Source organism: Dyadobacter sp. SG02 (assembly GCF_900109045.1).
Lineage (GTDB): Bacteria > Bacteroidota > Bacteroidia > Cytophagales > Spirosomataceae > Dyadobacter.
In genome coordinates this window covers 45,071-59,673 of sequence record NZ_FNYL01000004.1, presented here as the reverse complement: position 1 = coordinate 59,673, position 14,603 = coordinate 45,071, and the positions used below count along the sequence as shown (strand labels likewise).

Annotated in this window: 10 protein-coding genes; 4 read left to right on the top strand and 6 right to left on the bottom strand. The window is 51.5% G+C overall.

All coding sequences use genetic code 11. The features are described 5' to 3' along the window. The first annotated feature begins 208 nt into the window (after positions 1 to 208). From BMW93_RS10255 to BMW93_RS10240, 4 genes are all read left to right on the top strand, one after another. The gene (locus tag BMW93_RS10255; protein ID WP_090375148.1) at positions 209 to 1,678 is read left to right on the top strand and encodes an aldehyde dehydrogenase (NADP(+)); all 1,470 of its coding nucleotides are present in this window, start codon (positions 209 to 211) and stop codon (positions 1,676 to 1,678) included. A gap of 19 nt (positions 1,679 to 1,697) precedes the next feature. Next, on the top strand, positions 1,698 to 2,699 hold the full coding sequence (locus BMW93_RS10250; protein WP_090375147.1) for a 4-hydroxyproline epimerase: 1,002 nt from the start codon (positions 1,698 to 1,700) through the stop codon (positions 2,697 to 2,699). A gap of 52 nt (positions 2,700 to 2,751) precedes the next feature. Next, positions 2,752 to 4,011, top strand: coding sequence for an FAD-binding oxidoreductase (locus BMW93_RS10245; RefSeq protein WP_090375146.1), 1,260 nt, complete (start codon positions 2,752 to 2,754; stop codon positions 4,009 to 4,011). A gap of 134 nt (positions 4,012 to 4,145) precedes the next feature. Further along, positions 4,146 to 5,564 (top strand): APC family permease, encoded by a 1,419-nt coding sequence (locus BMW93_RS10240; protein ID WP_090375145.1) that lies wholly within the window; start codon positions 4,146 to 4,148, stop codon positions 5,562 to 5,564. 280 nt (positions 5,565 to 5,844) lie between these two features. Here BMW93_RS10240 and BMW93_RS10235 read toward each other — a convergent pair whose 3' ends face one another. The 6 genes from BMW93_RS10235 to BMW93_RS10210 form a co-directional block, all read right to left on the bottom strand. Then, a complete protein-coding gene (locus BMW93_RS10235; protein ID WP_090375144.1) occupies positions 5,845 to 6,339 on the bottom strand; it encodes an SRPBCC domain-containing protein in 495 nt (164 codons plus the stop codon). Further along, positions 6,329 to 6,655, bottom strand: a complete 327-nt coding sequence (locus BMW93_RS10230; protein ID WP_090375143.1) for a helix-turn-helix transcriptional regulator — start codon at positions 6,653 to 6,655, stop codon at positions 6,329 to 6,331. Before BMW93_RS10230 ends, BMW93_RS10235 begins: the two co-directional genes overlap by 11 nt. A 201-nt stretch (positions 6,656 to 6,856) precedes the next feature. After that, positions 6,857 to 7,903, bottom strand: coding sequence for a hypothetical protein (locus tag BMW93_RS10225; RefSeq protein WP_090375142.1), 1,047 nt, complete (start codon positions 7,901 to 7,903; stop codon positions 6,857 to 6,859). Between the two features lie 42 nt (positions 7,904 to 7,945). Continuing rightward, on the bottom strand, positions 7,946 to 9,514 hold the full coding sequence (locus BMW93_RS10220) for a glycoside hydrolase (protein WP_090375141.1): 1,569 nt from the start codon (positions 9,512 to 9,514) through the stop codon (positions 7,946 to 7,948). A 26-nt stretch (positions 9,515 to 9,540) separates the two neighbouring features. Further along, entirely contained in the window at positions 9,541 to 10,698 is a 1,158-nt protein-coding gene (locus BMW93_RS10215) for an NRAMP family divalent metal transporter (protein WP_090375140.1), read from the bottom strand. Positions 10,699 to 10,706: 8 nt separating this feature from the next. Next, the gene (locus BMW93_RS10210) at positions 10,707 to 14,498 is read right to left on the bottom strand and encodes a hydantoinase B/oxoprolinase family protein (protein ID WP_090375139.1); all 3,792 of its coding nucleotides are present in this window, start codon (positions 14,496 to 14,498) and stop codon (positions 10,707 to 10,709) included. Between the last annotated feature and the right edge of the window lie 105 nt (positions 14,499 to 14,603).

Genomic DNA, 14,603 nt, shown 5'->3' with positions numbered 1-14,603 from the left:
GGTGCTCTGCACATCGCCATACGCGAAAGACGCAGAGCGCCGTAATAATTGTAGGTGCAGCGCACCGCAACATTTGCGTAACGCATCGCAATTAACGGCTCCACGATGGTCGTAACATGACCAAATGCCGTAATATTGACAAAAAAGCCTTCGATGGTCGTTAGATTTCGAGGCTAGGATTGTTCTGTTTTTGTCAAAACCATTCATTATGAAATTGTCCGATTTAGACCTTATTCTTGAAAAAGCCCGGGAGGCATTCGTAGCAATGAACGCCTACGCATTGCGCCGCCGGGTTGCGTTGATGAACGCGATTGCCGACGAGATTGAAGCACTCGGTCCGGAACTCGTACAGACGGCCATGGCGGAATCCAACCTGCCCGAAGCACGTCTGAACGGCGAAAAAGCACGGACGGTGTTCCAATGGAGAAGCTATGCCGATGCGGTTGAAAAGGGGTATTCGCTCGACGCAAGTATCGATACCGCCAATCCGCAACGTGCTGTGCCCAAGCCCGATATTCGCAAAACGAATGTAGGATTAGGTCCTGTGGCGGTTTTCGGAGCGAGTAACTTTCCGTTTGCATTCTCGACTGCGGGCGGAGACACGGCCAGCGCGATCGCGGCAGGTTGTCCGGTAGTGGTGAAGGCGCATCCCGGCCATCCGAAAACGTCGCAGATCATGGCAGATGCCATCAGTCGCGGGGTGGCGAAAAGCGGTTTTCCGGAAGGAACATTTGCGCATATTTTTACGGATACCATCGAAGAAGCGCAGGCGTTGGTGGCCCATCCCGATATCAAGGCCGTTGGCTTCACAGGTTCGAACCGTGGCGGATTGGCGTTGGTAGAAGTTGCTAGTAAGCGTATGGAGCCCATTCCGGTATTTGCCGAAATGGGAAGCATTAACCCTGTGTTCCTTTTACCGGGCAAGCTAAGCACTGCGAGTGCTGAGCTTGCAAAACAATATGCGGGCTCATTGACATTGGGCGTTGGACAGTTCTGTACAAATCCCGGTTTGCTGATCACAGAGGACAATCCTGCATTGGATGACTTCATCGAAGCATTAAACCAGGAGATCGTCAATATTCTCCCTGCGCCAATGCTGAATGCCGGTATTGCAGTTGCTTACCGTGGCAATCGCGAAAAAGTGATCGGCCAGTCAGGGGTGGAGTTGGTTGCAGTAGCTGCTACCGAAGCTGCCGACGGCCAGGGTGCGGCGACCGTCGCAACCGTTTCGGGCGTCGACTTTTTGATTAATGATGAACTGCAAACCGAAGTTTTCGGACCATTTGCATTGATCGTCAGATGCCGGAATGCGGAAGAAGTGCTGGCGGTTACCGAAAAATTGCACGGTCAACTGACGGCTACATTGCTGGCGACCAGCGAAGATCTGGCTTCGCACCGCGGGTTGGTGGCTGCCATTCAGAACAAATGCGGCCGCATTATCTTCAACAACTTCCCGACGGGCGTCGAAGTGTGCAAATCGATGCACCATGGCGGGCCATTCCCGTCGTCGAGCAACAGCCAGTTTACATCGGTGGGTCCGGACGCGATCAAGCGGTTTACCCGCCCGTTGAGCTTCCAGAACTGGCCCGACGAATTTTTACCTGACGAATTGAAAAACGCCAACCCGCTTGGAATCTGGCGGACGGTGGATAACGAAATAACCAAAGCGGCGCTGTAAATGCAGCCCGGGAGCTTTTATGCGTAAAACTTTTTTCTGTATCGACGCCCACACCTGCGGCAACCCCGTCCGCGTAGTCGCAGGTGGCGGGCCGCTCCTTGAGGGCAACAGCATGATGGAGCGCAGGCTCCATTTTTTGAGGGAATTCGACTGGATCCGCAAGGGCCTGATGTTCGAGCCACGTGGTCATGATATGATGAGTGGCAGCATTCTCTACCCGCCCATCGATCCGGCGAACGACATTGGTGTATTGTATATTGAAACCAGCGGTTGCCTGCCTATGTGTGGCCACGGAACGATTGGTACGGTTACGATTGCCATTGAAGAAGGGCTGGTAACGCCCAAAGTTCCGGGTAAGCTGCGCCTTGAAACGCCGGCAGGCCTGGTATTGGTGGAATATGTACAAGAAGGCCGGAAGGTGAAGTCCGTCAAGCTGATCAATATCAAATCATTCCTCGCAGCCGAAAAGTTGACGGTGGAATGTCCCGACCTGGGAACTTTGACTGTCGATGTCTCCTACGGGGGCAACTTTTACGCCATCGTGGATCCACAGGAGAATTTCAAAGGCATTGAAAACCACACGGCAGACCAACTGATCAGTTGGAGCCGCGTGTGCCGCCAGCGGATGAACGAGCAATACCAGTTTGTTCACCCCGAAAACGAGCATATCAAAGGCCTGAGTCACTTCCTCTGGACCGGCGCGCCATTAGACCCGACCTCCACCGCGCGCAACGCAGTATTCTACGGCGACAAGGCGATCGACCGTTCCCCGTGCGGTACCGGTACGTCCGCGCGTATGGCGCAATGGCACGCGAAGGGCAAGCTTAAAAAGGGCGACCGTTTCGTGCACGAAAGCATTATAGGTTCCAAATTCATTGGCACCGTAGAAGAAGAAACGACCATCGGCGATAAACCCGCAATGATCCCCGGCATCGAAGGTTGGGCTGTGATCACCGGCCACAATACCATCTTCATTGACGACGAGGAAGATCCTTATGCATTCGGGTTTCAGGTGATATAGCGTTGAGCGTTCAGAGTTGAAAGTTTAGAGTGGTTGAAAGTTTTAAGTTAAAATGACTACAAAAAAAGGCAGCGCGGTCATCATTGGTGGCGGAATTTCGGGCTTGGCTTCGGCCTATTATTTGCTTAAAAGCGGATGGAAAGTGACATTGCTCGACAAGGGCGATTTGTTCGACAATTGCTCTATCGGCAATGCGGGTATGATCGTGCCGAGCCATTTTATCCCGCTCGCTGCCCCGGGCATGGTTTCGAAGGGTATCAAATGGATGTTCAACAGCCGGAGCCCTTTTTATGTAAAACCATCCCTTGATTTTTCACTGATTTCATGGGGCTTGAAATTCATGAAAGCCGCTACCGAAGCCAATGTCGAGCGTGCGGCCCCGCATCTCAGGGATTATCATTTATTAAGTAAAAAACTTTACGAGGACCTCGTCCGCGACGAAAATCTCGACTTCGGGCTTGAAGAGAAGGGTATATTAATGCTCTATAAATCCGACAAAACCGGCGAAGAGGAGATTCACGTGGGCAAGCAGGGCCGGCAATTGGGCCTGGATATCGATATGCTCAACCGCGAGCAGGTACAGGCATTGGAACCGGGCATTAAACTGGACGTTGCCGGCGCAGTGCATTATCGTTGCGACGCACATTTGTACCCGGCAGCATTGGTGACTGGTCTGATCAAAAGCATTCAGAATCTCGGCGCTGAAATCGTTAAAAACACAGAAGTAACAGGTTTCGATATTCAAAATGGCGAAATCAAAAGAGTCAAAACGGCTGCCAAAACCTTCAAAGGCGATCTGGTGGTGATGACCGGCGGTTCATGGCTTCCACAACTGGCCAAACAAGCCGGATTGTCCATTCCGGTAATGCCAGGCAAAGGCTACTCGTTCATGGAGCCTAATTCAGCATATCCTGTTATTCACCCCGCATTGCTCCTCGAAGCCCGCGTTGCCGTGACGCCTATGAACGGGCAGGTGCGCTTTGGCGGTACTATGGAGCTCGCGCCGTTGAACAACCGGATCAATATGAACAGGGTAGAGGGGATTGTTAACTCCATCCCGCAATATTACCCTGAGTTGAATGTAGCCGTTCCGCAAAAGGACCGCATCTGGTATGGCTTCCGGCCATGCTCGCCTGATGGCTTGCCGTATTTGGGTTATTCCAAAAAACTGAGCAACCTGATTGTCGCCGGCGGGCATGGAATGATGGGTATAAGCCTTGGACCGGGAACCGGTAAAATCGTGGCCGAACTGGCGGAACGTATGAAACCTTCCGTGGATGTGGCGCTTTACGATCCGGAGCGGTACCAGTAATTGGGTTGCCCAAGTCGGACAAAGAGGCATTTTAGGGCCATTTTAGCGAGTGGAGAGGGCGGGATATTGTGAGTAGTCCAAATACTTCGTAGTTTACACAGTTTAAAACCTGACCTAATAACCTATTACCCTTTATGCCACAAGAAAACACCTCTTTCAAGCCCTCATTGGGTCTTGTTGACGCCACCATGCTCGTTGCCGGCAGTATGATCGGATCGGGCATTTTTATTGTCAGCGCCGACATCATGCGCAATACGGGCAGTGTGGGCTGGCTGATGTTCGTGTGGCTCATCACCGGTTTCATGACGCTCACAGCCGCATTGAGCTACGGCGAGCTAAGCGCGATGTTTCCTAAGGCCGGTGGTCAGTATATCTATTTGAAAGAAGCATATAATCCGCTGATCGGTTTCCTGTACGGTTGGAGCTTCTTTACGGTCATTCAAACCGCCACAATCGCCGCCGTAGCTGTGGCATTTGCCAAATTCACGGCTTACCTGATCCCGCAATTCAGTGAAGACCTCGTCGCGCTGGATCTCGGTTTTCTCAAAATAAGTCCCGCCCAGTTACTGTCTATTGTCGTCATTGTGGTGCTGACGTTTACGAATACACGTGGTGTGAATAGCGGAAAGATCATTCAGACCACATTCACCTTAACGAAGCTTCTCAGCCTTCTCGGCCTCATTGTTTTCGGATTGATTTACATGAAACCGGAAGTATGGGCCGCCAACTGGGGTGAAGGGATGTGGGACCTGCACAAACTCGCTCCGGACGGCAGCATCGAGTCCTATACTACTATCGCTGCATTCGGCGCCATTGCCGCGTCGATGGTAGGGTCTATTTTTAGCAGTGATTCCTGGAACAACGTGACATTCATCGCCGGTGAAATCAAAAATCCGCAGCGCAATATCGGCCTTAGTCTGGCATTGGGAACCATCATTGTGACGGTCATTTACGTGCTCACGAACGTCATGTACACGGGCGTGCTCTCGTTGCAGGAAATCGCCGCATCGGACAAAGACCGCGTAGCAGTTTCCGCTTCACACGTTATTTTCGGTAATTCCGGCACGATCGTGATCGCGGTTATGATCATGATTTCCACCTTCGGTTGTGATAATGGCCTGATCATGTCCGGCGCACGTGTGTACTATTCGATGGCGAAAGACGGACTGTTTTTCAAAAAAGTAGGTGTGCTGAATAAGAATGCCGTGCCGGAAATCGGCCTTTGGCTGCAATGCGTGATCGCCTCATTGTGGGCGCTGAGCGGCAAGTATGGCAACTTGCTGGATATGATTTCCTTCGTGGTAGTGGTGTTTTATATGCTCACCATCATCGGGATATTCATTCTCCGGAAAAAGCGCCCCGACGCGCCGCGGCCTTACAAGGCATTCGGCTACCCGTTTTTGCCTATCATTTACATTATTATGGGTATCGCATTCTGCGTGCTGCTGATTATCTATAAACCTGAATACACCTGGCCGGGATTGATCATTGTGTTACTGGGGATCCCGGTCTATTACATGGTGGCCAGGAAGGAAGTAACCGCCCAGGAATAAAGGTTTAGAAAAGAGTTGGCGTAGCCAAAAGTTGGACGTAGTCGCAAAAGTTAGGCGTAGTCTCCGACTACGTCCGAGCGACAACTGGTCTCTGACCAGTAGGCAACATCAAAATCGACATTGCACCAGCCGGTCGGAGGCCGGCACTCGCTCAGACGTAGTTAGAAACTACGCCCAACTTTTTTCATACTATCCAGACTATTCTCTAAACCACGCCGGTTATATTCCCGACGTACTTAGCGCCAACCTATAACTTCTGTTTGTTGATGAAATGCATTAATTACTTTTCCAGCAACTCGTCCAGGTTACCCAGGGCCATCGTGAAACCCTCCTTGAAGCCCATCTGCATAATCTGCTCGATGTCTTCATATTTGTCATACTGAATCACGACGGAAACTGTTGTGCTGCCATCGGCTTCTGTGAAAGTATTTGTCCAGGTCGACCGCGCGAATTCCTCATTGAGCTTGCCGTTCTCATCACAGAATGCGTCGATACCCGAGAAGTTTTTCTCCGGATTGATCGTCTTGTAATCGAGTTTTGCCCAATGCTCTTCGCCCTCGGGACCTACCATCGCATAAAGCCAGGTGCCGCCTTCGCGGAAATCCATCGATTTCGTGCGTGCCTTCCATGGGCGCGGCGCCCACCATTGGTCGAGCAGCTCACTTTGTGTCCAGGCTGCCCATACTTTCCCCACTGGGGCGGCAAATTCACGTTCTACATTGACACGGTTGTTCTCCTTGTCTACCGAAAAATTCATTAACAGGTTACTTTTCATTGGAATCGGAATTTAGGTTGATTAAAAGTTGATCTAATTGATTAAAACGGTCTTCCCAGTGTTTTTTGAACTGTGTCAACCAGTGGTCGAACTCTTTCATTTTAACCGGATTGAAGTAATAATGAATCTCCCTCCCGACTTTGTTCTGCGTCAGCAGTTCGCAATCGGCGAGTACCTTAATGTGCTTCGAAACCGCCTGCCTGGAAGTATCAAAATGTTCTGCCAGGGCATTAGGCGTCATGGACTGCGTCGCGATCAACACGAGGATCGCCCTCCGCGTAGGGTCCGCAATAGCCTGAAATATATCTCCTTTCATACACGATCGAAATATGCAACTTGATGGTTGCAAATATATATGCAACTTTTGAGTTGCGCAAATTTTTTTTCGAAAAATTTTTGAAAAGAAAGTTAGGCGTTCAAATTTCGGGAGGAAGTTTTCGGAGAGTGGGAACGGCTACGGAAGTCCAAGTCAACTTACCTGATAAGCGAAACCAGCCATTTATTCTTTGCTCGGAAATTATCGTAAATCGCTTCGATGATCGGCAAACTCGCCATTCCGGTTGAAGAGATAGGTCCGTTTGTTGTCTTTTATTTCTGCCAGTATCCTTTCCGTGTCGGGCGTTTTGGTAATCATTTCCTTCACCTGAAAATAAAGCAACTCTCCAACAGTGGTACCTGCCTTGTCCTGATCAAATTCGAGTGTGGGAAGATCGGCTTTTATCTGATAGCCATCTTTTCCGGATATCTCGGAGTAAAACACGGGCCTGTTTTTTAAACTCAGGTTGCAATGGGTCGCGATTGCAAATAACTCGCACATCTGGAAGGGCGTCAAAGGCCCGGTAATTCTGCCGAGCGTGTTGCTGAGGGTGCTGAGAACGGCACATGAGTCGTTTAAAACACCTATTATGACTATTTCATCCAGGTGAATAAGGATTGTCTGGGCGGCGGTGTTATCGTGAAAATAAAACTGCGGAATTGAACCATGCCGAATGGCCGGCAGGATAAAAATAGAGCCCATAACTTCCGGGGCGATGAATGCGTGGGTGTATTTCGATCGGGCGATACAGTGAATATGATGCATAGCCTCCCATGTATAAGATGCGCCAATTTTGGCACTCTCTTGCCTTTTGTCCATGGTCCAATCAAAATGCATATCTTTAAGATGCGTCTTGAAAAAGATCAGATTGAGCCATTGGAACAGAAGACCGAATGTTTCATATGAATTAGCCAGTGCGCCTGTAAATTCATTAAATGGCAATTTTAATAGCCTGCTCATCGGAATCTCCACTTTGTCTCCAAGTTCCGAATTGCAGTCTTTACAACATGGAATGGTGTATTTGCCGTAAAGTTGACCTAACTGGTTTGGCAGGTTTATGATCTGGCTGTGCAGCTGATACTTTGCCAGAAGCCAATCGGGAAGAATGTGCTCATTGTTGAATTCTTTCGAATGAGGCGGCGCTCCACAAATAAAGCAATGGTTCTGGAGTACAATTTTTTCATAAAATTCCCCGACACTGAATAGCAATGTTCGGCCATCATCGGATTTTACGCTTTCATACTCCATTGCCTTGCCTTTGGAAAGAATTCAAGGCTAAGATACACACTATTAGTTGTTTAAGACAATCGTCACGATCCCCCGCCCTGGGATCATCACCCCGCCCTTCAAACTCCCGACCTTCCCCTTCCGCATATCCACCCCCTTCTCCCCGGTAGTCAAATAAACGTCCGCGCCTTTCACATTAAACCCGTTAACCTCCGGCCTCAAAACCCGTTCTTCATTCCCATAGTTAATGGCTACCAAAACAACCTGTTTCTCATTCGCATAAGCCGAAACCATCATATCCTGCGCGATTTGCTCTTTGCTGAGTTTGTCGCCGCGTTCGACGTTCAGGCGGTGCATGCCGGGGCGTATAAAGCGGCTGTAATGGCCCAATGCCCACAAATTTTTGGTAGCAGTAATGCTGCCGTCCACGTACTCGCGCGAGGAAGGTGCGAGCGCGATGAGGTAGTACCGCGTGTCGAAGTCGGGGTTGCCGGGTTCCCAGCTGTTCCAGAGTTGCCAGGCGGAGGCGTTGCCGTATACAAGGTCGTCGTGGATGACTTTGGAGAGGAACAACGCGCAGTCGATGGCCGGGATGCGCCCGGTTTTGCCCTCACGGTAGCCGTCGGCGAGCATGGAATATTCAGTTTGCCAGAAGGTGACGCCGTATTTGGCGGTGGTGTCGGCCACGTGGCGGCGGATGGCGATCCGGGCGCTGTCGCCTTTGTCGGTGAAGTAGCTGTGGCCGCCTATGAGGGGTGGGAGGTGTTTCAGGTTGGTTAATGCCAGCTTACTTTTCGGGTTAAAGAAAGCTTGCGTTTGTCGGGTAGCGTTGCCGTTCCTGGTGTACAGAAAATCGAGCTGTGCAGCTTCGGAGAGAAGGATTTGTGAGGTCGAGCGATGGACGGTCAATGCGCTGTCGAGGGACCTGGCTACGCGGGCGATCTCGTCGTTGCGCCACGGACTGCCTTCCTGCTTGGCGCCCTGGCCGGGAGCGTGGTACCAGTCCCATTGCGGTTCGTTGACGGGGCTGATGTATTTGAAATGCAAACCTTCATCATCGAAATGCTTTAAAACCGTGGCCAAAAATTGGGCATAGTCGCCGTAATGCTCGGGTTTGAGGTTTGAAATGTAGTCTTTGTCCGTTTTATAGCCCCGGCCGTTCTTCGTGAATTGCACCGGCGGGGTGTTGGAGAATGCGATCAGGTTTTCGACGCCGTATTCCTTCGCTTTTTTGGTAAACCATACATAACCCGCTTGTTTCGACCAGTCGTACGTACCATCCGGCCTCAGGAAGCATTCCACACGTTTTCGGAAGTCGGTAATGCCGCTGCTGTCGCCCTGTTCGGTCGTGCCGCCGCCTATGTTGAAGCGCCAGGCGGAAAGCCCGATGCCTTTGGGATTACCATTAGTGTCGAGTTCCTTGCTGAAAAGCCATTCGGCCATTTGTTCGCGGTTTTGGGTAGGCCAGCTTTTAGCGATGCCTTCGGTAAACCACGCCCCGGCGGCGCCGAAGTTGTCGATCTTTTGTGCTTTATTTTTTGGATTAATTTGAATGACCAGCTCCCGCGGTTTCTGAGCGTGGATCGTTTGCACTGCAACTAAGGAAAGAGTCAGGAGAAGTATTTTCTTCATGGTTAAAGGATGGGCATTGCCCGGTTTTAGAATATATTAAAACCCATCGCAAGCAGAATGAGCACAACAGCCCAGCCGGCGATTTGAAGCGGTACCGGATGTTTATAACCACCCATTAACCGCTGTTTCCGGCTCGCGATAAGCAAAATGGCAAGGGCAATCGGCAGGACAAAACCATTTAAAGTACCTACAAAAATCAGTACTCTCACGGGCCGGCCGACGAGCAGAAAAATGATAGTCGAAATGAGGATAAAAGCAATGGTAATGTAGGACTGATATTGCTCTATAAGAGGGTGAAACGACCTCAAAAAGGAAATAGAGGTATAAGCCGCGCCGACGACGGACGTGATGGCTGCCGCCCAGATCATCAATCCAAAAAGCTGCTTGCCGAACGTTCCGGCCGCATTTTCGAATACCGAAGCGGCCGGGTTGTCAGGGTTAATGCTCGTACCGGCAAGGATAATGCCAAGCGTGGCGAGGAAGAGTAAATAGCGTATTAAAGCGGTAATGAGGATGCCGGTGGATGCGCCGCGGTTCACTTCCTGCAATGCGCTCTCGCCGCGTACGCCCGAGTCGAGCAGGCGGTGCGCGCCCGCGAACGAAATGTACCCGCCCACGGTCCCGCCTACGAGCGTGAGGGTGGCGATGGCATCAAATTTTTCGGGGAAAAAGGTATGCTGAATGGCGCTGCCGAGCGGCGGGTGCGAGGTAAATGCGACGTACAGAATGAGTACGATCATGACAAAGCCCAGTATTTTGGCAAAACTGTCCATGGCCTTACCCGCTTCTTTGAACAGGAAAATACCGATAGCCATGGCTGCGCTGATGACGGAGCCCGTTTGGACGCTGACGCCCGTCATGGCTTCGATGCCAAGGCCTGCGCCGGCCACATTGCCGATGTTGAATGCGAGCCCGCCCGACACGATGAGGAATGCAAGCAGGTAACCGAGGCCCGGGAAGAGGTCGTTGGCGAGGTCCTGGGCGCGTTTACCGGAAACGGTAATGATTTGCCAGATGTTGAACTGGACCGCCAGGTCGATCAATATCGATAGTAAAATGACAAAGCCGAAGCTGGTCGCCAGCTTTTCGGTGAAAACGGTCGTTTGGGTCAGGAAGCCGGGGCCTACCGCGGAGGTGGCCATCAGGAATGCGGCGCCTAGCAGGGCGTTTTTGTTTTTTGACATATTAAAGTTTAAGCTCCAAAACCACCACCTCCCGGAGTTTCAATAGTCAAAACATCCCCCGCATTCACTTTCAGACTACAAATTCCAGGCAGTTCACTGTCAGATCCATTTGAAAAAAGCATATGCCGCCCGCAAAGGCCGTCCGCACCGCCCTGCATTCCATAAGGCGCATACCGCCGGTGCTGTCCGAGTAATGTCACCTGCAACGGCGCCAGGAATTGGAGCTTCCGCACAATCCCATCCCCGCCGCGCCAACGCCCGGCGCCGCCGGAGCCACGGCGAATACCAAATTCCAGTAACCGCACCGGATATTTCCTTTCCAGTTGCTCGGGATCGGTAATGCGCGTATTGGTCATATGCTGATGCACCGCCGAACGGCCATTGAAGCCATTGCCTGCACCCACGCCGCCGCTGATGGTTTCATAATACCCAAACTGCTCGTTGCCGAACAGGAAGTTGTTCATCGTTCCCTGGCTGCAAGCCGCCAGACCGAATGCCTTCAACAAAGTATCGACCAACCGCTGGCTCACCTCCGTGTTCCCGCCTACCACCGCCGGGCATTGCCACGGGTCGTCGGAAAATTGGGGGTGCAGGAAACTGTTTTCAGGCAATTGGATCTCCACATCTTGCATTAAGCCATCATTCAAAGGAATCTCCTTATCGACTAAAAGCCTTAAAACGTACAAAATGGCGCTGTACAAAATCGAAATATTCGCATTCAGATTATTCGGATGAGCGCCGGATGTTCCCGTGAAGTCGAATATTTGCTTATTATCGGATATGCTGATTTTTACGGCAATCCGATGATCGTCGTCCAGCAATTCCGAAGCTGCGAAAACCTGTCCTTGCAACGGTCGCAATGCATTCCGAAGCTGTAAAACGGCGGTTTGTTTGAGCATACCCATGTATTTTTGCACCGTTTCCAGTCCGTGGTTTTCCACGAGTTTCAGCAATTGCGTACTGCCTTTTTTTAAAGCCGACAGTGCGGCAATAATATCTGCCTCGTTGGAAAGGAACGACCGCGTAGGGTAGGGGCCACCCTGGAAGAGCGCCCGCAGCGCCTCCCATTGAAACTCGCCCGCCTTCACCAGGTATTGCGGTATGATTACGACGCCTTCCTCTGCCAGACAGGTCGCATCGGGTGGCATCGAACCCGGCGTTTTACCGCCGACTTCGGCATGGTGTGCCCGGTTGATCACGTAACCTGTACACGTTCCATCCCCGGTAAATACCCCGGCAATCAACGTAATGTCCGGCAAATGCGAGCCACCGTAGCGCGGATGGTTGGTAATCACCACATCGCCAGGGCCGATCGCGATGGCCTCGCGCACCAGGCGCCCGCATATGCCCATGCTACCCAGGTGTACGGGTATGTGTTGCGCGTTGACGAGGAGCTCGCCGTGGGCGTCGAGCAGGGCGCAGGAGAAATCGAGGCGCTCTTTAACATTGACGGAAAAGGCCGTCCGCTGTAATTGGACACCCATTTCATCGGCAATGGCCTTGAAGCGGTTTGTGAAAAGCTGCAATGCGACTTCCTCGCTTTGCGCTTCGGCATGGGTTTGGGCAGTCTGCGTTTTCCAGGCTATGGCGTCCAGGCCTTGTTGGATAACCAGCTTCCAACCTTTCGGTAAATAGGTTGTGGAAGTATTGTTGAGCAAAATGGAAGGTCCTGTCAACTCATCACCGGGTTGAAGGTTGTCCCATTCGAAGACAGGAGTTTCGGGCAAATGTAAATCACTTAAAAATGGCTTGCTGTAAGCCAAATGCTGTGCGCTCTGTCCAGTTTGAATAACCGATAATGGTTCAATACGGGGGCCCTGTTCCTGCATTTTCAGTTTCACGCTTTCCAGCTCCACAACCGCATTGGCAGGGAAATAACCGAATTGCGCGCGGTAAGTTTCTTCAAAGACGGATAGGGTAGCATCGCCCGAATAAGGAATTTCAACGGTATTTTCCTGGCCTGCGAACCGAAGGTAAACATGGTAAAATACTGTTTCAAAGGTCGTGATGCCCTGTTTTTCCAAAATAGCGGTGGCCTGTTTTTCCAAAACCTCCTGCCATTCGCCAATGCTTCCCGAGGCTTCGTTCCACGGCAGCAGGATTTGTTTCGAAACAATGGTGCTGATCAATGCCTCGCCGATGCCCGCCGCGCTGAAAAGCCCGCCGTCGTAGGGCAGTAGCACTGTGTCCATGTCCAGCAGTTCGGCTAGCTGGCATGCGTGGAGGCCCCCCGCGCCGCCGAATGTTACCAGGGCAAATGCATTGGGATTAATGCCCTTTTCTACCGAAATCTTACGGATCGCGTCGGCCATTTTTTCGTTGGCAATGCTTTCGAGGCCGGTAAGGATTTCGTGATGGCCTAGCAGATTGCCGGTTTTGCGTTCAATATCGGCACGTAGTTCGTCTAGCCTTGAAATGGCAGCCCCGGCGTCGATGGGAATGCTGAATTTCGATGTTTCCAGCTTGCCAAGCAGCAGATTTAGGTCGGTTACCGTCAATGGTCCGCCCGCACCGTAGCAGGCGGGGCCAGGCGATGCCCCCGCACTTTCTGGGCCTACTTGCAGCGAAAAACCATCAAACCAGCACACCGAACCGCCGCCCGCCGCCACGGTTTCGATAGCCAGGGTAGGGTTATGGAATTCGATACCGTCGATTTCGGTAATGTATTTCAGTTCAGGCTGGCCGTCGACCAGCGCGGTATCCGTACTCGTACCGCCCATGTCGAAGGTAATGGCCTTCGAAAAGCCCAGTTTTTGGGCAAAATTGGTGGCTGCGACCATCCCACCGGCCGGGCCGCTCAGCAAACTGTCTTTCGCCCGGAAACCGCTCGCTTCGGCGAGACTGCCAGTGCTGGTCATGACTTGCAGGCTGCCGCCGTTCAGTGCGGCACTATCCTGTGCGGCACTACCCAGTACTGTACGAATATTGGTTAAATACTGATCCAGAATAGGGTCGAGGTAGGCATTCACGACCGCAGTTTGCGTCCTTCGCAGGTAATGAGAGAAGGGAAACAGCTCGGAAGATGTTGAAATATATCGGGCTCCATTTCCGGCAAACCAATCTGCCAGTTGTTTTTCATGGTCGGAGTTTTGGTAGGAATGCAAAAGGGAAAGAGCAACTGACTTGTAATCAGTAGGTCCTTCTTTGGGTTTAAAATCAGTCAAATCCAGTGTTTCAAGCACATTCCCGCCCGAATCGAGCCTTTCATCGACTTCCAGTACTTCGCTGTAAAGCAATTTCGGTTCAGGAATATCAAGCTGAAAAAGCGACGGACGTTGCTGATTGCCGATATAAAGCAAATCTTTAAAACCCTTTGTAACAACCAGCAGTGTTTTGGCGCCTTTTCGTTCGAGCAATGCATTGGTACCTTTGGTTGTACCCAATCTCATGTTAATGGGTGGAAGCGGTTGATCGAGCGGAGTTCCGGTAAGCAACCGCGCCGCGAGGACAGGAGCTTCTTCACCGGTGGTTATTTCAAAATCGACGGGTTGACCGAAGGGAAGATCGTCGGTTAACGTAATGGTTTGCTGCTGCGCGTCGACACTTCCGATGCGGCTATGCGTTTCGGTGCCGCGCAGTTTGAATGTATAGTTTTTGAAGATGGCGCTATCGTACTGCCATGACGCTTCGAAACGGTAGGTGCCGGGGCTCAATTTATCCGTAATGCGGCCACGAAGGCAGCTGGAACTGAGTACTTTGATGCGCGTTTTGTTTCCGGCCGGATCAATGGCGAGGCAGTCGGTAAAAGTCCCGCCGGTGTCGATCCAGATTTTCCAGGCGGTTTCAGGTGTGGTTTTCAAAAGAACGGTTTAAGAGAATAGCTAATCAGTCCCCAATTTAGCCAATTCGTGGCATATCGCCCTACAACGCCTGGCCACGCCTGACTACTCCTGACCATTCCTCAC

Excerpts from the sequence above, each read along its gene's own strand:
- BMW93_RS10255 (WP_090375148.1), top strand. The coding sequence starts at position 209 with ATGAAATTGTCCGATTTAGACCTTATTCTTGAAAAAGCCCGGGAGGCA.
- BMW93_RS10250 (WP_090375147.1), top strand. The coding sequence starts at position 1,698 with ATGCGTAAAACTTTTTTCTGTATCGACGCCCACACCTGCGGCAACCCC.
- BMW93_RS10245 (WP_090375146.1), top strand. The coding sequence starts at position 2,752 with ATGACTACAAAAAAAGGCAGCGCGGTCATCATTGGTGGCGGAATTTCG.
- BMW93_RS10240 (WP_090375145.1), top strand. The coding sequence starts at position 4,146 with ATGCCACAAGAAAACACCTCTTTCAAGCCCTCATTGGGTCTTGTTGAC.
- BMW93_RS10235 (WP_090375144.1), bottom strand. The coding sequence starts at position 6,339 with ATGAAAAGTAACCTGTTAATGAATTTTTCGGTAGACAAGGAGAACAAC.
- BMW93_RS10230 (WP_090375143.1), bottom strand. The coding sequence starts at position 6,655 with ATGAAAGGAGATATATTTCAGGCTATTGCGGACCCTACGCGGAGGGCG.
- BMW93_RS10225 (WP_090375142.1), bottom strand. The coding sequence starts at position 7,903 with ATGGAGTATGAAAGCGTAAAATCCGATGATGGCCGAACATTGCTATTC.
- BMW93_RS10220 (WP_090375141.1), bottom strand. The coding sequence starts at position 9,514 with ATGAAGAAAATACTTCTCCTGACTCTTTCCTTAGTTGCAGTGCAAACG.
- BMW93_RS10215 (WP_090375140.1), bottom strand. The coding sequence starts at position 10,698 with ATGTCAAAAAACAAAAACGCCCTGCTAGGCGCCGCATTCCTGATGGCC.